Source organism: Pseudomonas sp. LG1E9 (assembly GCF_003290225.1).
Lineage (GTDB): Bacteria > Pseudomonadota > Gammaproteobacteria > Pseudomonadales > Pseudomonadaceae > Aquipseudomonas > Aquipseudomonas cyclaminis.
The window spans coordinates 838,774-855,896 of the sequence record NZ_CP029983.1; the positions used below are offsets into that span (position 1 = coordinate 838,774).

The following is a 17,123-nucleotide window of genomic DNA, read 5'->3' on the forward strand; positions in this document are numbered from 1 at the left end:
GCTTGCACCACAAAACGGATTTTTGTCCTACAAAGTGGTGAATGGATGCAGTATCACTTTATCTCCGGACTGCCGCGTTCCGGTTCGACCCTGCTCTCTGCGATTCTCCTGCAGAACCCGCGTTTTCACGCCGGCATGAGCAGCCCAGTGAGCCCCTTGTTCAACGGGGTGCTGGCGCAATGCAGTGCGGGCAGCGAGTTCGGCTCGGTGATCGACGCCGGCACCCGCCGCCGTCTGCTGCGCGGGTTGTTCGATGCCTATTACGCCGACAAGGCCTCCACCCCCGTGGTGTTCGATACCAACCGCCAATGGTGCGCGCGCATGCCCGCGCTGCATGACCTGTTCCCCCAGGCCAAAGTGATCGCCTGTGTGCGCAACGTGGCCTGGGTGCTGGACAGCCTTGAACGCCTGTACCGCGCCAACCCGTTCGAGAACACCAAACTGTTCAACGACGATGACGAGCGCAACACCGTCTACAGCCGCTGCGAAACCCTGGCCCAGCGCAATCGCCTGGTGGGCTTTGCCTGGACCGCGCTCAAAGAGGCGTATTACGGCGAGAACGCCGAATCGTTGCTGGTCGTCGATTACGACTTGTTGAGCCAGGCCCCGGAGCGGGTGATGCGGCTGGTGTACGACTTCATCGGCGAGCCCTGGTTCGAACATGACTTCAACCACCTGACCTACGACGCGCCGCTCTTCGACCAGGCCCTGGGACTGGCCGGCCTGCACAAGGTCAAGCCCAAGGTCGCGCCACAGGCACGGCGCACGCTGTTGCCGCCGGACTTGTTTGAGAAGTATGCCGCGTTGTCGTTCTGGCGCGATGGGTCTGCCAGTGCGGCCAATGTCATTCGTATGAAAACCGACGCCGCGATCAGTTGATTGCGGCTTTTCCTTTTTTGCGTATTCAAGTCGTTCGAGTCCGGGTGATCGTCATGTGGTGGAGCAAAGGCAAATCGCGGGTAACCGAGGGCGCGCAAGCCCTGGCATCGCCAATGATTATGTGCCTGGAGCCGCGAATGCTGTTCGACGGCGCGGTGGCGGCCACCGTGGCCGATGCCGCGCAGCCGGATGCCCATCCCACGGCCGAGGCGGCCAAGCCTTCCACCGCCGACCAGCCGGCAGACACGCACGCGCCCCAGGGCCAGGTCGATGCGACCCAGGCGGCGGTGCCGGGCAAGAGCGTGTTGTTCGTCGATTCCCGGGTCAAGGATTCCGCGAGCCTGCTCGAAGGTGTGGCGCCCGGTACCCAGGTGGTGCAACTGGAGGCGAACAAGGACGGTTTGCAGCAGATCGCCGATTACCTCGACAGCCACCAGGGCGTGAGTTCGGTGCAGATCATCGCCCACGGCAATGCCGGCGATCTGTGGCTGGGTAACAGTTACCTGTCGGCGGATAACGTCCAGGCCCGCAGCGAGATATTGGCGCAGATCGGCCAGGACATGAACGTGGGCGGCGATATCCTGATTTATGGCTGCTACACCGCCGAAGGCGAGCGTGGCCTGAGTCTGGTCGATTCATTGGCGCAATTGACCGGCCGCGACGTGGCCGCATCCAACGACCGCACCGGCCTGGGCGGCGACTGGGACCTGGAAATCGCTACCGGCAACATCGAAAGCGCCAACGTGCTGTCCGCCAGCGCCATGAGTGAATACCAATGGGGCCTGGCCACCTGGACCGCCACCAACAACCTCAACTCCGGCGTCGGTTCCTTGCGTGCGGCGCTGTCGTCCGCGCAGAACGGCGACATTGTCACGTTCAGTAGCTCCATGACCGTTGCCCTGACCCAGGTGCTGTTGGTCAACAAAAACGTCACCATCGACGGTGACCTCAATAACGACAACGTGGCCGACGTGACGCTCGACGGCCAGTACCGCACCCAGATCCTGCAAGTGACATCCGGCACCACGGCTACCCTCGATGGCCTGGTGATTACTCGGGGCATGACGGCCGGCAATGGTGGTAATGGCGGTGACGATGCGTTGGTGTCTCAGGGCGGTGGTATCTACAACGCCGGTACCTTGACCCTGAAGAACGTCACCGTGACCGCCAACGCCGCTTCCGGTGGCGGCGGCGGCGGCGGTGTAACGCCGATATACGCCGGTGGTGGCGGTGGTGGCGGCGGCGCGATCAGCGGGGGTACCGGTGGCAAGGGCGGCGACAGCCTCAACGCCACGGGCAGCAATGGCACCGCGGGGCAGGGCGGCGCGGGCGGCGGTTTCTTCAACATCGGCGGGCGTGGCGGCTCCACCACAGGTGGCGCCGGCGGTGCGGCGTATCCGGGTTATAGCACCGGCTCGGCCGGTGGTACGGCCAGCAGCGGCGGATTGTCCATCGGCGGTGGCGGCGGCGGTGACGGGTACGACAACTTCGGTGGCGACGGTGGCGGCGCGGTGGGCGGGATCTACAACGACACCGGCGCGACCCTGCGGATCATCGGTAACTCGACCCTCTCCAACAACGTCGGCGCGGGCGGTGGCGGTGGCGGTGGTGGCGCCGGCGGCAGCTATCTCCAGGCAGGCGGCGCGGGCGGTGTCGGGGTCGGCGCCATCTGGAACAAAGGCTCGATCCTGATCACCGCCGCCAACTTCGCGGCACTGGCCGGCAACGTTGGCGGCAGTGGCGTGGGAGGGACCAGCGCGGGTACCGCGGGTGTTTCGCCGTCCTCGGTGGCCAACGTCTACGGCGATGGCGGCACCATCAACACCAACTATGTGCCGGACGAGACGCCGCCCACCGCGACCGTCGTGGTGGCCAATACCAACCTGAACTCCGGCGGCACCTCGACGGTGACCATCACCTTCTCCGAAGCCGTGACGGGCCTCACTGCGGCGGACCTGACGGTGCAGAACGGCACCGTCGGCACCTTGACCAGTGGCGATGGCGGCATCACCTGGACCGGCACGTTGACTGCGGCCAGCAACATCACCGACACCACCAACGTCATCACCCTGAACAACGCCGGTGTAGCCGACCTGGCCGGCAACGCCGGCGTGGGCACGACCAACTCCGACAACTACATCGTCAACGATACCGTGGCGCCCACGGCGTCCATCGTGGTCAGCGACACCGCCCTCAGGATCGGCGAAACGAGCGCAGTGACCATCACCTTCAGCGAAGCAGTGAGCGGTTTCACCAGCGCTGACCTGACCGTCGCCAACGGCTCGATCAGCGGTCTGAGCACCAGTGACGGTGGCATCACCTGGACCGCCACGCTGACGCCGGATGCGACGGTCACCGACACCTCCAATCTGATTGTCCTGAACAACAGCGGCGTGGCGGATCTCAACGGCAACGCTGGCGTGGGCACCACCAACTCGAACAACTACGCGATCGATACGCAACGCCCAACCGCCACCATCGTGGTGGCCGACACCGCGTTGCGTATCGGCGAAACCTCCGTGGTGACCATTACATTCACCGAGGCCGTGAGTGGTTTCACCCTGGCCGACCTGAGCGCTGCCAATGGCAGCTTGAGCGTACTGAGCAGCAGCGACGGGGGTATCACCTGGACTGCAACGCTCACCCCGACGGCCAGCATCAGTGACACCACCAACCTGATCACCCTGACCAACAGCGGTATTGCCGACCTGGCCGGCAACGTCGGCAGCGGCACCACCGACTCGAACAACTATGCCGTCGATACCCTGCGTCCGACCGCCAGCATCGTGGTGGCCGATAGCGCACTGAACATCGGTGAGACGTCGCTGGTCACCATCACCTTCAGCGAGGCCGTCACTGATTTCACCCTGGCCGATATGACCGTCGCCAACGGCGCCTTGAGCGGGCTGAGCAGCGGTGACGGCGGTATTACCTGGACCGCCACGCTCACGCCGAGCGCCAGCACCACCGATGCCACCAACCTGATCGTCCTGGCCAACACCGGCGTGACGGACGCGGCCGGTAACGCGGGCAGCGGCACCACCAGCTCCAACAACTTTGCGGTTGACACTCAACGTCCCACCGCCAGCATCGTGGTGGCCGACACCGCGTTGAGCGTCGGCGAAACATCGCTGGTCACCATCACGTTCAGCGAAGCGGTAACAGGTTTTACCGCCGCCGATCTGACGGTCGCCAACGGCACTGTCACCGGCCTGAGCAGTGGCGACGGCGGTATTACCTGGACCGGGACATTCACCCCCGGCGCCAGTCTCAGCGACACCAGCAACCTCATCACCCTGGACAACACCGGTGTGACTGACGCGGCGGGCAACGCCGGCAGCGGCACCACCGACTCCAACAACTACGCCATCGATACCCAGCGCCCCACCGCCACCCTCGTGGTCGCCGACACGGCCGTTGCTATTGGCGAAACCTCCGTGGTGACAATCACCTTCAGCGAGGCGGTGACCGGTTTCACCCTGGCTGACCTGAGTGTCACCAATGGCAGCCTGAGCGGCCTGAGCACCAGCGACAACATCATCTACACCGCAACCTTCACGCCATCGGCGGGCGTCAGCGATACCACCAACCTGATCACCCTCAATAACACCGGGATTGTCGACGGGGCAGGTAATACCGGCAGCGGCACCACCGATTCCAACAACTATGCCGTCGACACACTGCGCCCGACCGCCACCATCGTTGTCGCCGATACCGCGCTGAGCGTCGGCGAAACCTCGCTGGTGACCATTACGTTCTCGGAAGCGGTCAGTGGTTTCGACAATTCGGACCTGAGCGTGGCCAACGGCACATTGAGCGCGGTCAGCAGCAGCGATGGCGGCATCACCTGGATCGCCACGTTCACGCCGGCCCTCGGGGTCAGCGACACGTCCAACCTCATCATCCTGAACAACACCGGCGTCAGCGATGCGGCGGGCAACAGCGGTACCGGCACCACCAACTCCAACAACTACCAGGTCGACACCAACGTGCCGACGGCGACCATTGTGATTGCCGACACCACATTGAGTATCGGCGAGACCTCGTTGGTCACCGTGACCTTCAACTCGGCGGTCAGCGGGTTCGACAATTCGGACCTGACCGTCAGCAACGGCACACTCAGCACCATGAGCAGCACCGACGGTGGCGTCACCTGGACGGCCACGTTCACGCCGAGCGCCAGCATTGCCGATACCAGCAACGTCATCACCCTGGACAATACTGGCCTGATCAACGGCGCGGGCAATGCCGGCGTGGGCACCACCGACTCCAACAACTACGCGGTCGACACAGTGCGCCCCACCGCGAGCATCGTTGTGGCGGACACCGCCATTGCCGCCGGCGAGACCTCACTGGTGACCATCACCTTCGGCGAGGCCGTGACGGCGTTCACCAGCGCCGACCTGACGGTGGCCAACGGCCTACTCTCGGGGTTGAGCAGCAGCGACGGCGGCATCACCTGGACCGCGACGCTCACGCCGACCAACGGGGTCACGGACAGCAGCAACCTCATCACACTCAACAGTGGCGGCGTCGTCGACCTGGCCGGCAACGCCAATGTCGGCAGCACCGACTCCAACAACTATGCGCTGGACACCGAGCGTCCAACCGCAACGATTGTGCTGGCTGATTCCAGCCTCAGTGTCGGCGAAACCTCGTTGGTGACCATCACCTTCAGCGAGGCCGTCACCGGGTTCAGCAATGATGACCTGAGCGTCGCCAACGGCACCCTGAGCGCGGTGAGCAGCAGCGACGGCGGCCTGACCTGGACCGCCGTCTTCACCCCGGCCCTCGGCGTGCGCGACACGACCAACCTGATCGTCCTGGACAACACCGGCGTGAGTGACGCGGCGGGCAACAGCGGAACGGGTACCAGCAACTCGGCCAACTACAGCATCGATACCCAGGTGCCGACGGCCACCATCGTGGTCGCCGATACGGCGCTGAACATCGGTGAAACCTCGTTGGTGACCATCACGTTCAACGAGGCGGTGAGCGGTTTTGACAACAGCGACCTGAGCGTCAGCAATGGCACGCTGAGTAATCTGTCGTCCACCGACGGTGGCGTCACCTGGACGGCCACGTTCACGCCGAGCGCGAGCATTGCCGATACCAGCAACGTCATCACCCTGGACAATACTGGCCTGATCAACGGCGCGGGCAATGCCGGCGTGGGCACCACCGACTCCAACAACTACGCGGTCGACACCCAGCGTCCTACGGCGACGATCTCCGTGGCGGACAACAACCTGGGCATCGGCCAGACCACCACAGTGACCATCGGCTTCAGCGAAGCGGTCAGCGGTTTCGATTTGTCGGACCTGAGCGTGGCCAACGGTGTGCTGTCCAACCTGGCCAGCAGCGATGGCGGCAAGACCTGGACGGCTACCTTGACGCCGACGGCGGCGATCAGCGATGCCACCAACCTGATCGTACTGGACACCGGTCTGGTGAATGATGCGGCGGGTAACGTCGGCAGCGGCATCGTGATTTCCAACAACTTTGCCATTGATGGTGAGCGGCCTACCGCGACCATCAGCGTGGCCAACTCCAACCTGACGGTCGGGCAGACCACCACGGTGACCTTCACCTTCAGCGAGAAGGTCAGCGGTTTCGAGCTGGATGACCTCAGCGTGGCCAATGGCACCTTGTCCAACCTGGCCACCAACGACGGCGGCAAGACCTGGACCGCGACCCTGACACCGACGGCCAATATCAACGACCCGAGCAACTTCATCACGCTGGATTCCAGCCTGGTGGCGGACCTCGCGGGCAACGCCGGCAGCGGTTTTGCCAACTCCAACAACTTTGCGATCAACACCATCGCGCTGACGGGCGACCCCCTGTTCCGTGTTACCACGCCGACGGCGCCTGTGGACGCACCGAACCAGCCGTTGCAGCCGATCATCTTCGGCCGGCCGGGGGGCGAGCTGGGTTCGCCTATCGGCTTCCCGCCGCTGTTCGAGCAACGTGAAATGGGCGGGGGCTTGCCGCCCATCGGCAGTATTTTCATCAACAACGGCGCTTCGTCGCCCAGTTTCATCGCCCAGGTGTTCAGCACCGATAGCAGTGGGGACGGCAGTGGCCAGGGCTTCCTCGGGTTTGGTGGCGGCGATGGCGGGGTGTTTGGTTCAAGCACCCTCTCGGGGCTGTTCAACCGCGAGAACAGCGGCGACGACAGTGGCTTCAAGGCGTTCGACAACAAGTCGATCAAGGGCAGCGGCGACGCGGCCCAGGGCCTGCGTGGCGTATTTGGCGCGCCGACTCTTGGCCAGCAACTGCAACAGATCAACGACACCGAGCATCGTCAGGTGATGGACCTGGCGGCCGCGCTGCAACAGGTCGGCATCAGCGAAATGCAGGCTTGAACACACTCCAATTTTGCGCAGGAACAGGGGCAGTACAGGGATGAAGACAGGTCAAAAGTTGTTCGGCGCCAGCCTGCTGGTGCTGGCGATCAGCGGTTGCGCGGTCACCAGCGAACCGATTGAGCGCAGTGTCAGTGAGCAGCGAGCCCGCAGCGATCTACACGGCATGTACAAGGATCAAGAGCCCCTCAGCGGCCCCTTGACCCTGCACCAGGCCATGGCCCGTGCGGTGAAATACAACCTCGAAGGTCGCTTGAAGGTGATGGAAGAAGCCTTGGCCAAGCGCCAATCGGACCTGTCCAGTTTCGACATGCTGCCGCGCATGGCCCTGTCCGCAGGCTACGCCGGGCGCAATAACACCAACGCCTCCAGCAGCCAGAGCGTGCTCACCGGTACGCAGTCCCTGGAGCCGTCCACCTCCCAGGATCGCGACCGCCGTGTGGCGGACCTGACCATGGTGTGGAACGTGCTCGACTTCGGCGTCAGCTACATCAGCGCCAAGCAGCAGGGCGACCAGCGCCTGATCATCCAGGAACGTCGACGCAAGGTGATCAACACCATCGTTCAGGACGTGCGCTCTGCCTACTGGCGCGCGGTGGCCGCCGAGCGTCTGCTGACCCAGATCGACAGCCTGATGGCACGGGTCGATCAAGCACAGGCCAACAGCCAAAACATGAGCGAGCAGCGCATCGGCGACCCGGTCCAGGCCCTCGGTTACCAGCGTTCGCTGATCGAAGCCACACGCCAATTGCAGGAGCAGCGCCGCGCCCTGTCCCTGGCCAAGACTGAACTGGCCACCCTGATCAACCTGCCCATGGGCACCGACCTGAAGCTGGCCACGCCGGACGAGTACACGGTGCCTCAACTCAAGGTCAATCTGAGCAGCCTGGAACAGGAAGCCCTGGCCAATCGCCCGGAACTGCGTGAGCAGGATTACCAGACCCGCATCAGCGCTGCGGAAACCCGCAAAGCCATGCTGCGCCTGCTGCCGGGCCTGGAGTTTTCCGCTGGCGGGCACTACGACAGCAACTCGTTCCTGGTAGACAATCGTTGGGCTGACTATGGCGCCAAGATCACCTGGAACCTGTTCAACGTGATCTCCGCCCCGGCGGCCATCGACGTGGCCAAGGCTGGCGAAGAAGTTGCCACCGCACGGCGCCAGGCCATGTCGATCGCGGTGCTGGCACAAGTCTATGTGGCCAACGCCAATTACCAGGACGCCGTGCGCCAGTTCAAGACCAACGAACAACTGGCGAACATCGACGGGCAAATCCTCACCCAACTGCGCAACCGGCATGAAGCAGCCGGCTTGGGCGAACTGGACCTGATCCAGGGCGAACTCAACACCCTGCAAGCCGACCTGCGCCGTGACCTGGCCTATGCCGACCTGCGTAATGCCTACGGCCAGATCTTCGCCAGCGCCGGACTCGACCCGTTGCCCGAGCAATTGGACTCTGACCGCGTGCAGACCATCGCCACCGCGCTGGCCAGCCGTGAATCGGCCTGGGCTGCCGGCAACATCGCTGCACCGGTGCCGCGTGCTGTTGCCCAGTAACCTGGTGGCGCCGACGGCGAGCATCACGCGCCGTCAGCGCGAGGCGCGTAATGGGCATCGCGGTATGGCGATCCTGCTCACCGGTTTGCCCGCATCGGGCAAGTCGACCCTGGCCCAGGGGCTGCAAGCTGCGCTTTTCGAACAGGGTCGGCAAAGCATCGTGCTCGACGGCGATGCCTTGCGCGGCGGCCTTAATAAAGACTTGGGTTTTGCCGACGGCGACCGCGAGGAAAACATCCGCCGTGCCAGCGAACTGGCGGCGCTGCTGGTGGACAACGGGCAGATCGTGATCCTCGCGATGATCGCGCCGCTGACCGAATTGCGGGCGGTGTTTGCCGGACGCCTGGGCGCGGATTACCTGGAAGTGTGGTGCAGCGCATCCTTGGCGGTGTGCGAAGGGCGCGATCCCAAAGGGCACTACGCCCGGGCGCGACGGGGCGAATTGCCAGGATTTACCGGCGTGGGTTCACCCTATGAGCCGCCGAGGGATACTGCGTTGGTGCTGGATACCGGCGTGTTACCGGCGCAGCAGTGCGTCGAAGGTTTGCTGGCCTGGCTGGCGCCTGGACTAGACTCTGGAGAATCACCTTCTTAGGAGCCCGCCATGGAATCGCCAGTGCATAGCTTGCCGTCATTGTTCAAACAGTTGGGTTTGCCGGATGACCCGAAGAGCATTGATCAATTCTTGGCCAGTCATTCACCGCTCAAACCGGATCTGAAATTGGCGGATGCGTTTTTCTGGACCGACAGCCAGAGCGCTTTGTTGCGTGAGGAAATTTTGGATGACGCGGATTGGGCGGTGGTGGTGGATGAGTTGAATCTGATGTTGCGGGATGGGCGAGGTGTGTAAAAAACCTAGCAAAAGGTTGATCACTTGAAAAAAAACGAGGCTGGTTGAAAAAATCTAAGCTTTAATCGCGTCAGTGAATTTTTTCTGAGTCTGTGCGATGACTTTGATGGATATGCCCATCTCCATCAGTCCCTCGGGTTGAAAGCCATTGCGCCTGCCCGTGCTGCCATGATCAAGCCCGTCACACGCATTTCGATGATTGGTGATTGCCAGGCCGTTCCTCACGCCGTCGCCCTCGCTGTTGACTCGGTGCTTGAGCACATTCTTTTCGCTCTCAAGCATGAAGGCATCAACCTCGGCATTCTGGCCCAGGCCCTTGAAGTCGTTAGCGCTGACTCACTGCTACGTGAGCTGGAAAAAGCGCCCAACGGTCTTTTTATCCGAAAGGTTTGCTACCTATGGGAGGGCTTGACCCCGTCAACGCTTGGATTACAACAAACCGATCAACAGCCGGGTTTCTCCTCTGTTTGACCCGCAGTGTTACGTGACGGGGCCGTCTACGCGTAACTCCCGTTGGCGCATCGACTTCAATGGCTTGGGTTCTTTGGCTTATTGCGCGACCGTGGAGCGAACACCAGAGATAGAAGCGCTTCTGAGCTTCGATATCCTCGACCGCGCCAAATCCTTCATGGCCACCCTCCCACCCGAAATGATGGACCGTGCCATCCAGTGGGCCTACCTCCACGAAACCCGCGACTCGTTCGCCATCGAAAAAGAACAACCGAGCGAAGAAAAATCCCGCCGCTTCGTCCAACTGTTGCGCCAGGAGTTGATGGAAGAGCTGATGGCCTTCGCCAACCAACCGGTACGCGGCGTCGATCCGCTGGTAGCGGCGGCCGTTACCGCGTTCGGCTTTGTGTTCCTGCACCCGTTCATGGACGGCAACGGGCGCCTCTCGCGCTTCCTGATCCACCAAACGCTCTGCCACTACGGCGCACTGGAAAATGGCCTGCTGCGGCCGGTGTCCGTCGCGATGAAGCACGAAGAGCAGGCCTATCTGGAGGCGCTCAAAGGTTTTTCACGACCGACGCGCGAGTTCTGGGACGTCACCTGGCTGGACGGCGATCAAATGGCCTTCGACTTCATCGGCCACCCCTCGATCTACCGCTACTGGGACGCCACCTGCTGCGTCGAATTCACCCTGCAAATGGCCCGCCGCGCCCTGGAAGTGGAACTGCGCGAGGAAACCGAATTTCTCGACCGTTATGACCGGGTGATCAAGGCCGTGAATCAACGCTTTGACGTGCGCGGTAGTGATTTGTCGAGGTTGGTGATGATGTGCCTGGATAACGACGGCAAGGTTTCCAAGCACCGGCGCAAGCAGTTTCAGTACAGCGTGTCGGAGGAGGTGTTTGAGTTTATTGAGGAGGAGGTGGGGAGTGCTCTGCGTGAAGTTGGGAAACTTCCTATCGACTAAAGGGAAGTGGGCGATAGTGGCCGGTGTGTGGGAGTCGTTATTAACAGGCGCTATGACTCAACGGTGGGTAAGGCTTGATAGTCGAGATGATCAACTTACTCACCGATCAGTTGAGCGTCGATATGGAGAGCTGCGGCATATAAAACAACGTTATATGGAGGGCGATGACAACTGGCAGGTGGGTGGTAAGTCGTGGCATTGGCAGCCTGTAACACCGGACGTGTTCTACGAATACAAGGAGGCAGGAGAATGACGCGCAAGCATGTTTTTTGGTTTTGGGGAGCCATGGATGCCCTATATCTGATTCGTTATGCGGTGGCCAGCGCAATACAGGCAAGGATTCCTTATTTAAGCGATGTTGAAAGTGCTTTATGGGTACTGCGTGATCATAGCGTTGTGCAGTTATACATGTTCGGCTTTGCCATGCTGCTGCAAGTTTCCATCGTGCTCTCGTGCCTACTGTTCTTTCTTGGACGTAAACAGGTGAGATGGGTTACTTACCTTCAAACACCCTTGCGATTGGCTTTTATTGTGCCTTCTGTTTCGCCTTTGCTGGTAGGGGCTCAGCTTGTCCCTAACTACAATTTGGTGTTAATGGCTGTGTTAGTGATTATTTCGGAGGCAATCAAAGTCTGGAGCGTATGGCGATGGTGCAAAAAACCCTGACCGGCCAAGAGACCTGAGAACCCATCAAGTCTGTGGCACAACCCCATCTGACATCCAAAACCGCCGCACTGGTCTCCCTGCCCTATGGCCTCGACATAATGGAAAATCCAGCAAGCCGACACCGATCCAAATGTGGGAGGGGGCTTGCCAGCGCATGCATCAATGTCTGGCCCGCCGCAATCGGGGGCAAGCCCCCTCTCACATGGGTTCTGCGCTGTTGCCACTGAAACGCTCCACCCATCGCTAAATTGTTTCAAAACTTGACGGGACAACCACCCTCCATCATATTGATAGTTAGCAAACTAACTGTATGCGAACTATCCAGTGCCTCAATCCCTCGAACAACTCCAGATGAACCTCAGCAGCAGCATGGTGGTGGGCGCCCGTAACTGGCGCAAAATCTGCCAGACCACGCTGGTGAGCTATGGCATCTCCGAAGCCTGCGCCGTGCCGCTCTTGATGATCGGTCGTTTGGGCGACGGTGTGCATCAGGTCAAAGTGGCCCAGGCGTCCGGGATGGAAAGCCCGTCCCTGGTGCGCCTGCTGGATCGCCTGTGCAGTGACGGCTACGTGTGCCGTACCGAAGACGTCCACGACCGCCGCGCCAAGGCCTTGAGCCTCACCGAGCGTGGCCGTGAGTTGGTGCAAGCGGTTGAAGTGCAACTGGTGCGCCTGCGCCGCGAAGTGCTGGCGCAGATCGCACCCGCCGATATGGAGGCCGCGCTGCGTGTGCTGCGCGCCTTTGAGGCGGCGACGCTTTGAACGGGTTCTTTACCGGTTTTCCGCCCGCCCGCGACTGGTTCTACGGCGTGCGTACCTTCGCCGCGTCGATGATCGCGTTGTACATCGCCATGCTCATGCAAATGCCGCGTCCGTATTGGGCGATGGCCACGGTGTATATCGTCTCCAGCCCGTTTGTCGGCCCCACCAGCTCCAAGGCCCTGTACCGCGCCATTGGCACCTTGATGGGCGCGGCGGCGGCGGTGTTTTTTGTGCCGATGTTCGTGCAGTCACCCTACATTTTGGTAGTGGTGATCGCGCTGTGGACGGGCACTTTGCTGTTCCTCTCCATGCACCTGCGCACCGCCAACAACTATGCGCTGATGCTGGCCGGCTACACGCTGCCGCTGATCGCCCTGCCCGTGGTGGATAACCCGCTGGCGGTGTGGGATGTCGCCGAGGCGCGGACCGAAGAAATCTTCCTCGGCATTGCAGTCGCTGCCGTAGTGGGCGCGATGTTCTGGCCGCGCCGCCTGATGCCGGTATTCGATGGCTCGGTGGCCAAGTGGTTTGCCGATGCCCAGGTCTACAGCCAGCGCTTTCTGACGCGCAACGTGGCGCCGGAAGAGGTCAGCACCTTGCGCGGCGGCATGGTTGCCACCTTCAACACCCTTGAATTGATGATCGGCCAGTTGCCCCACGAAGGCGCGCGGCCGCAGACAGTGCGCAACACCAAGGAACTGCGTGGGCGCATGATCCATCTGCTGCCGGTGGTGGATGCCCTGGATGATGCCCTGTACGCCATCGAACACCGTGCGCCGGAATTTCTAGACCGCATCAAGCCGATCCTGGAAGCCACCAGCCAATGGCTGGAAGGCACCCAAGAAAGCGCACCCATGGAAAGCTGGCGCGCCCTGCGTGATCAGGTCGACGCCCTGCAACCCCAAGGCGAAGCGCTGGATGATCGCCACACCTTGTTGTATTCCAACGCGCTGTACCGCCTGGGCGAATGGATCGACCTGTGGCAAGACTGCCGCAGCCTGCAGGCCGCGATCCAGTGCGAAAGCCAAGACACCTGGCGCGCCGTGTACCGTCACTGGCGCCTGGGCCGGCTTACGCCATTCCTCGACCGTGGCCTGATGTTCTACTCGGCGTTTTCCACCGTCACCGCGATCATCGTCGCCTCGGTGCTGTGGATTCTGCTGGGCTGGACCGACGGCGGCAGCGCCGTGATCCTGGCCGCCGTGGCGTGCAGCTTCTTCGCCTCGATGGACGACCCGGCGCCGCAGATCTATCGATTCTTTTTCTGGACCGCCATGTCGGTGCTGTTCGCCAGCCTGTACCTGTTTCTGGTGCTGCCCAACCTGCACGATTTTCCGATGCTGGTGCTGGCGTTCGCCGTGCCGTTTATCTGCATCGGCACCCTCACCGTGCAGCCGCGATTCTACTTGGGCATGTTGCTGACGCTGGTGAACACCTCGTCGTTTATCAGTATCCAGGGCGCCTACGACGCGGACTTCCTTAACTTCGCCAACGTCAACCTGGCCGGGCCTGTGGGCCTGCTGTTTGCCTTTGTGTGGACGTTGGTCGCACGGCCTTTTGGCGCCGAATTCGCGGCCAAGCGCCTGACCCGTTTCAGCTGGCGTGACATCGTCGGCCTCACCGAACCCGCCACCCTGGCTGAACACCGGCACCTGGCCGTGCAAATGCTCGATCGCCTGATGCAGCACCTGCCGCGCCTGGCCCTTACCGGCCAGGACACCGGCATCGCCCTGCGCGATTTGCGCGTGGCGCTGAACCTGCTCGACCTGCTGGCCTATTCGCCGCGCATCCTCGGCGTGCCACGGGTGTTGCTCAACCAAGTGGTGGAAGGCGTCGGCGCTTACTTCAAAGCCTGCCTCAAGGCGGGTGAACGCTTGCCCGCGCCCAGCGGTCTGCTGATGACCCTGGACCGCACGCGCCGCGCCCTCAACGGACAAGGCCTGCAGGACGAAGACGATACCCGCCTGCACCTGTTGCACGCCTTGGCCGGCCTGCGCCTGGCGCTGTTGCCCGGCGTCGAATTTATTGGTGGCACGGAGCTGGAAGCGCCGCTGCCGGATGGAGCGCCTTTATGATCGGTGATCTGGATATCAGCGGGGTGTTCCTGCCCACGCTGCTGGTGCTGATGGGCATTACGTACGTGTTGTTCCTGGTGGTGCACGGGCTGTTGACGCGCATGCACTTCTATCGCCTGGTCTGGCACCGGGCATTGTTCAATGTGGGGCTCTACGCGCTGTTGCTGGGCGCGGTGGACTCACTCAGTCGATACCTGATGACATGAAAAAACCTTTTTTGACCATCGGCCGTGTAGTCCTGACGCTGTTGATCGTGAGCTTCGCGGTCGTCGTTGTGTGGCGCATGGTCATGTACTACATGTTTGCGCCCTGGACCCGCGACGGCCACATTCGTGCCGACATCGTGCAGATCGCCCCGGACGTGTCCGGGCTGATCCAGCGCGTGGACGTGCGCGACAACCAGTTGGTGACCAAGGGCCAGGTACTGTTTGCCGTCGACCAGGACCGCTTCAAGCTGGCCCTGCGCCAGGCCCAGGCCGCCGTGGCCGACCGCCAGGAAACCCTGGCCCAGGCCAGCCGCGAGTACAAGCGTAACCGTGGCCTCGGCAACCTGGTGCCCAGCGAGCAACTGGAAGAAAGCCAGTCCCGCGTGGCCCGTGCCCAGTCGGCCCTGGCCGAAGCGCAAGTGACGGTGGATTCGGCCCAACTCAACCTGGATCGCTCGGTGATCCGCAGCCCGGTGGACGGCTACGTCAACGACCGCGCGCCGCGTACCCAGGAATTCGTCACCGCTGGCCACCCAGTGCTGTCGGTGGTGGACAGCAATTCCTTCCATATCGACGGCTATTTCGAAGAGACCAAGCTCGACGGCATCCACGTCGGCATGGCCGTGGACATCCGTGTGATCGGCGACAACGCCCGCCTGCGCGGCCATGTGCAGAGCATCGTCGCCGGTATCGAAGACCGTGACCGCAGCAGCGGCTCCAACCTGTTGCCCAACGTCAACCCGGCGTTCAGTTGGGTACGCCTGGCCCAGCGGATTCCGGTGCGCATCGCCTTTGACGACGTGCCGGCGGACTTCCGTATGATCGCCGGGCGCACGGCCACGGTGTCGATCATTGGCGACAAGCCCAATGACGGAGCCACGCCATGAAGCAGCTGTTGGCAACCGCCGCGCTGGGTTTGTTGCTGTCGGCCTGCCAAGTGGTAGGCCCGGACTACACGCTGCCGGACAAGGCCGCCGTCAACCGTGGCGACCTGCAAGGGCCAATCGCGGGCGAGGGCGCCAACGTGGTGTCGGCGCCGGTGCCGAGCGACTGGTGGAAGCTGTACAAAGACCCGCGCCTGGACGAACTGGTGCGCCAAGCGATGGCCTCCAACACCGACCTGCGCGTGGCCGCTGCCAACTTGCAGCGTGCGCGTTTCCAGACCCAACAGGCTGAATCTGCCGGCGGCTGGAGCCTCGGCGCCAAGGCCGAGGCGCAGCGCCTGCAGGAGTCCGGCGAAGCATTTTTGCTGGCCGACAAAGTGCCGGTGGGTAACATCGGCAGCGTCGGCATCACTACCTCGTATCAATTCGACCTGTTCGGCACCTTGCAACGCGGTATCGAAAGCGCCCAAGCCAGCGCCGATGCGGCCCAGGCCGCTGCCGATATCGCACGTATCACCCTGGTGGCCGATGTGGTGCGTTCCTACACCCAAGTGTGCGCGGCCAACGAAGAACTGGCGATTGCCAACGAGTCCCTGGACCTGCAAGCCCAAAGCACCAAACTGACCCAGCGCCTGCGCGACGCCGGCCGTGGCGATGAAACCCAGGTCACCCGTTCGCAAACCCAGTACAAATCCCTGCGCGCCGACATGCCGCGCTACGAAGCGGCGCGCCAGGCCGGGTTGTTCCGCCTGTCGATGCTGCTGGCCAAGCCGCTGGACCAACTGCCAGCGGGCACCGGCAGCTGCGCCGAGCTACCGCACATCGCCCAACTGCTGCCCGTGGGTGACGGCGCGGCGCTGCTCAAGCGCCGCCCCGACGTGCGCCAGGCGGAACGCCAACTGGCCGCCGCCACCGCTCGGATCGGCGTGGCCACTGGCGCCCTGTACCCGGACATCGCCATCGGCGCCACGGTGGGCACCGTCGGCCTGCTCGAAAACCTTGGCACGCCTGCGACCAACCGCTGGGGTTTTGGCCCGATGATCAGTTGGACCGTGCCGACCAACGGCGCCCGCGCCCGTGTCCACGAAGCCGAAGCCGCAACCCAGGGCGCCCTGGCGCATTTCGATGGAGTGGTACTCAACGCCATCCGCGAAACCCAGACCGGCCTGGCGCAATACACCGCGCAGTTGCAACGGCGCGACGCACTGGCCGAAGCGGGTGAGTCGGCCAAGGAAGCGGCGGGGCAGACCCACCGCTTCTTCCAGGCCGGCCGTGCGTCGTTCCTGGCGGACCTGCAAGCCACCCGCACCTACACCGACGTGCGGGCGCAGCTGGCGGCGGCCAACACCCAGGTTGCGATGAGTCAAATCGACCTGTTCCTGGCCTTGGGCGGCGGCTGGGAAAGCGGACGAACGCAACCTGCGCAAGCCAGCAAACCCTGAGCAGATAGCTATGCTTTGT

11 protein-coding genes and 1 pseudogene are annotated in these 17,123 nt (G+C 62.6%); all 12 read left to right on the forward strand.

Features of this window, described 5'->3' with window-relative positions:
* Positions 1 to 45 precede the first annotated feature (45 nt).
* The 12 genes and pseudogenes from DNK50_RS04120 (at position 46) to DNK50_RS04175 (ending at position 17,104) form a co-directional block, all read left to right on the forward strand.
* The gene (locus DNK50_RS04120) at positions 46 to 879 is read left to right on the forward strand and encodes a sulfotransferase (protein WP_099584324.1); all 834 of its coding nucleotides are present in this window, start codon (positions 46 to 48) and stop codon (positions 877 to 879) included.
* 53 nt (positions 880 to 932) lie between these two features.
* Positions 933 to 7,247 carry an Ig-like domain-containing protein gene (locus tag DNK50_RS04125; RefSeq protein ID WP_112192891.1) on the forward strand — a complete coding sequence of 2,105 codons (6,315 nt, stop codon included), beginning with the start codon at positions 933 to 935 and terminating at the stop codon, positions 7,245 to 7,247.
* A 40-nt stretch (positions 7,248 to 7,287) separates the two neighbouring features.
* On the forward strand, positions 7,288 to 8,802 hold the full coding sequence (locus DNK50_RS04130; RefSeq protein WP_099584326.1) for a TolC family protein: 1,515 nt from the start codon (positions 7,288 to 7,290) through the stop codon (positions 8,800 to 8,802).
* On the forward strand, positions 8,786 to 9,397 hold the full coding sequence (gene cysC / locus DNK50_RS04135; protein ID WP_371929462.1) for an adenylyl-sulfate kinase: 612 nt from the start codon (positions 8,786 to 8,788) through the stop codon (positions 9,395 to 9,397). Before DNK50_RS04130 ends, cysC begins: the two co-directional genes overlap by 17 nt.
* A 9-nt stretch (positions 9,398 to 9,406) precedes the next feature.
* On the forward strand, positions 9,407 to 9,652 hold the full coding sequence (locus tag DNK50_RS04140) for a DUF2789 domain-containing protein (RefSeq protein ID WP_112192892.1): 246 nt from the start codon (positions 9,407 to 9,409) through the stop codon (positions 9,650 to 9,652).
* Between the two features lie 90 nt (positions 9,653 to 9,742).
* Positions 9,743 to 11,069, forward strand: a pseudogene (locus tag DNK50_RS04145) (Fic family protein).
* A gap of 249 nt (positions 11,070 to 11,318) precedes the next feature.
* Positions 11,319 to 11,735 carry a hypothetical protein gene (locus tag DNK50_RS04150; protein ID WP_112192893.1) on the forward strand — a complete coding sequence of 139 codons (417 nt, stop codon included), beginning with the start codon at positions 11,319 to 11,321 and terminating at the stop codon, positions 11,733 to 11,735.
* Positions 11,736 to 12,086: 351 nt separating this feature from the next.
* A complete protein-coding gene (locus DNK50_RS04155) occupies positions 12,087 to 12,497 on the forward strand; it encodes a MarR family winged helix-turn-helix transcriptional regulator (RefSeq protein ID WP_112192894.1) in 411 nt (136 codons plus the stop codon).
* Positions 12,494 to 14,572 carry an FUSC family protein gene (locus DNK50_RS04160; protein ID WP_099584331.1) on the forward strand — a complete coding sequence of 693 codons (2,079 nt, stop codon included), beginning with the start codon at positions 12,494 to 12,496 and terminating at the stop codon, positions 14,570 to 14,572. The genes DNK50_RS04155 and DNK50_RS04160 overlap by 4 nt, the downstream gene beginning before the upstream one ends.
* A complete protein-coding gene (locus DNK50_RS04165; protein ID WP_003187469.1) occupies positions 14,569 to 14,778 on the forward strand; it encodes a DUF1656 domain-containing protein in 210 nt (69 codons plus the stop codon). The genes DNK50_RS04160 and DNK50_RS04165 overlap by 4 nt, the downstream gene beginning before the upstream one ends.
* Positions 14,775 to 15,665: an efflux RND transporter periplasmic adaptor subunit gene (locus DNK50_RS04170; RefSeq protein ID WP_099584332.1), complete on the forward strand. Its 891-nt coding sequence runs from the start codon at positions 14,775 to 14,777 to the stop codon at positions 15,663 to 15,665. The genes DNK50_RS04165 and DNK50_RS04170 overlap by 4 nt, the downstream gene beginning before the upstream one ends.
* Entirely contained in the window at positions 15,662 to 17,104 is a 1,443-nt protein-coding gene (locus DNK50_RS04175; RefSeq protein WP_099584333.1) for an efflux transporter outer membrane subunit, read from the forward strand. The genes DNK50_RS04170 and DNK50_RS04175 overlap by 4 nt, the downstream gene beginning before the upstream one ends.
* The last annotated feature ends 19 nt before the right edge of the window (positions 17,105 to 17,123 follow it).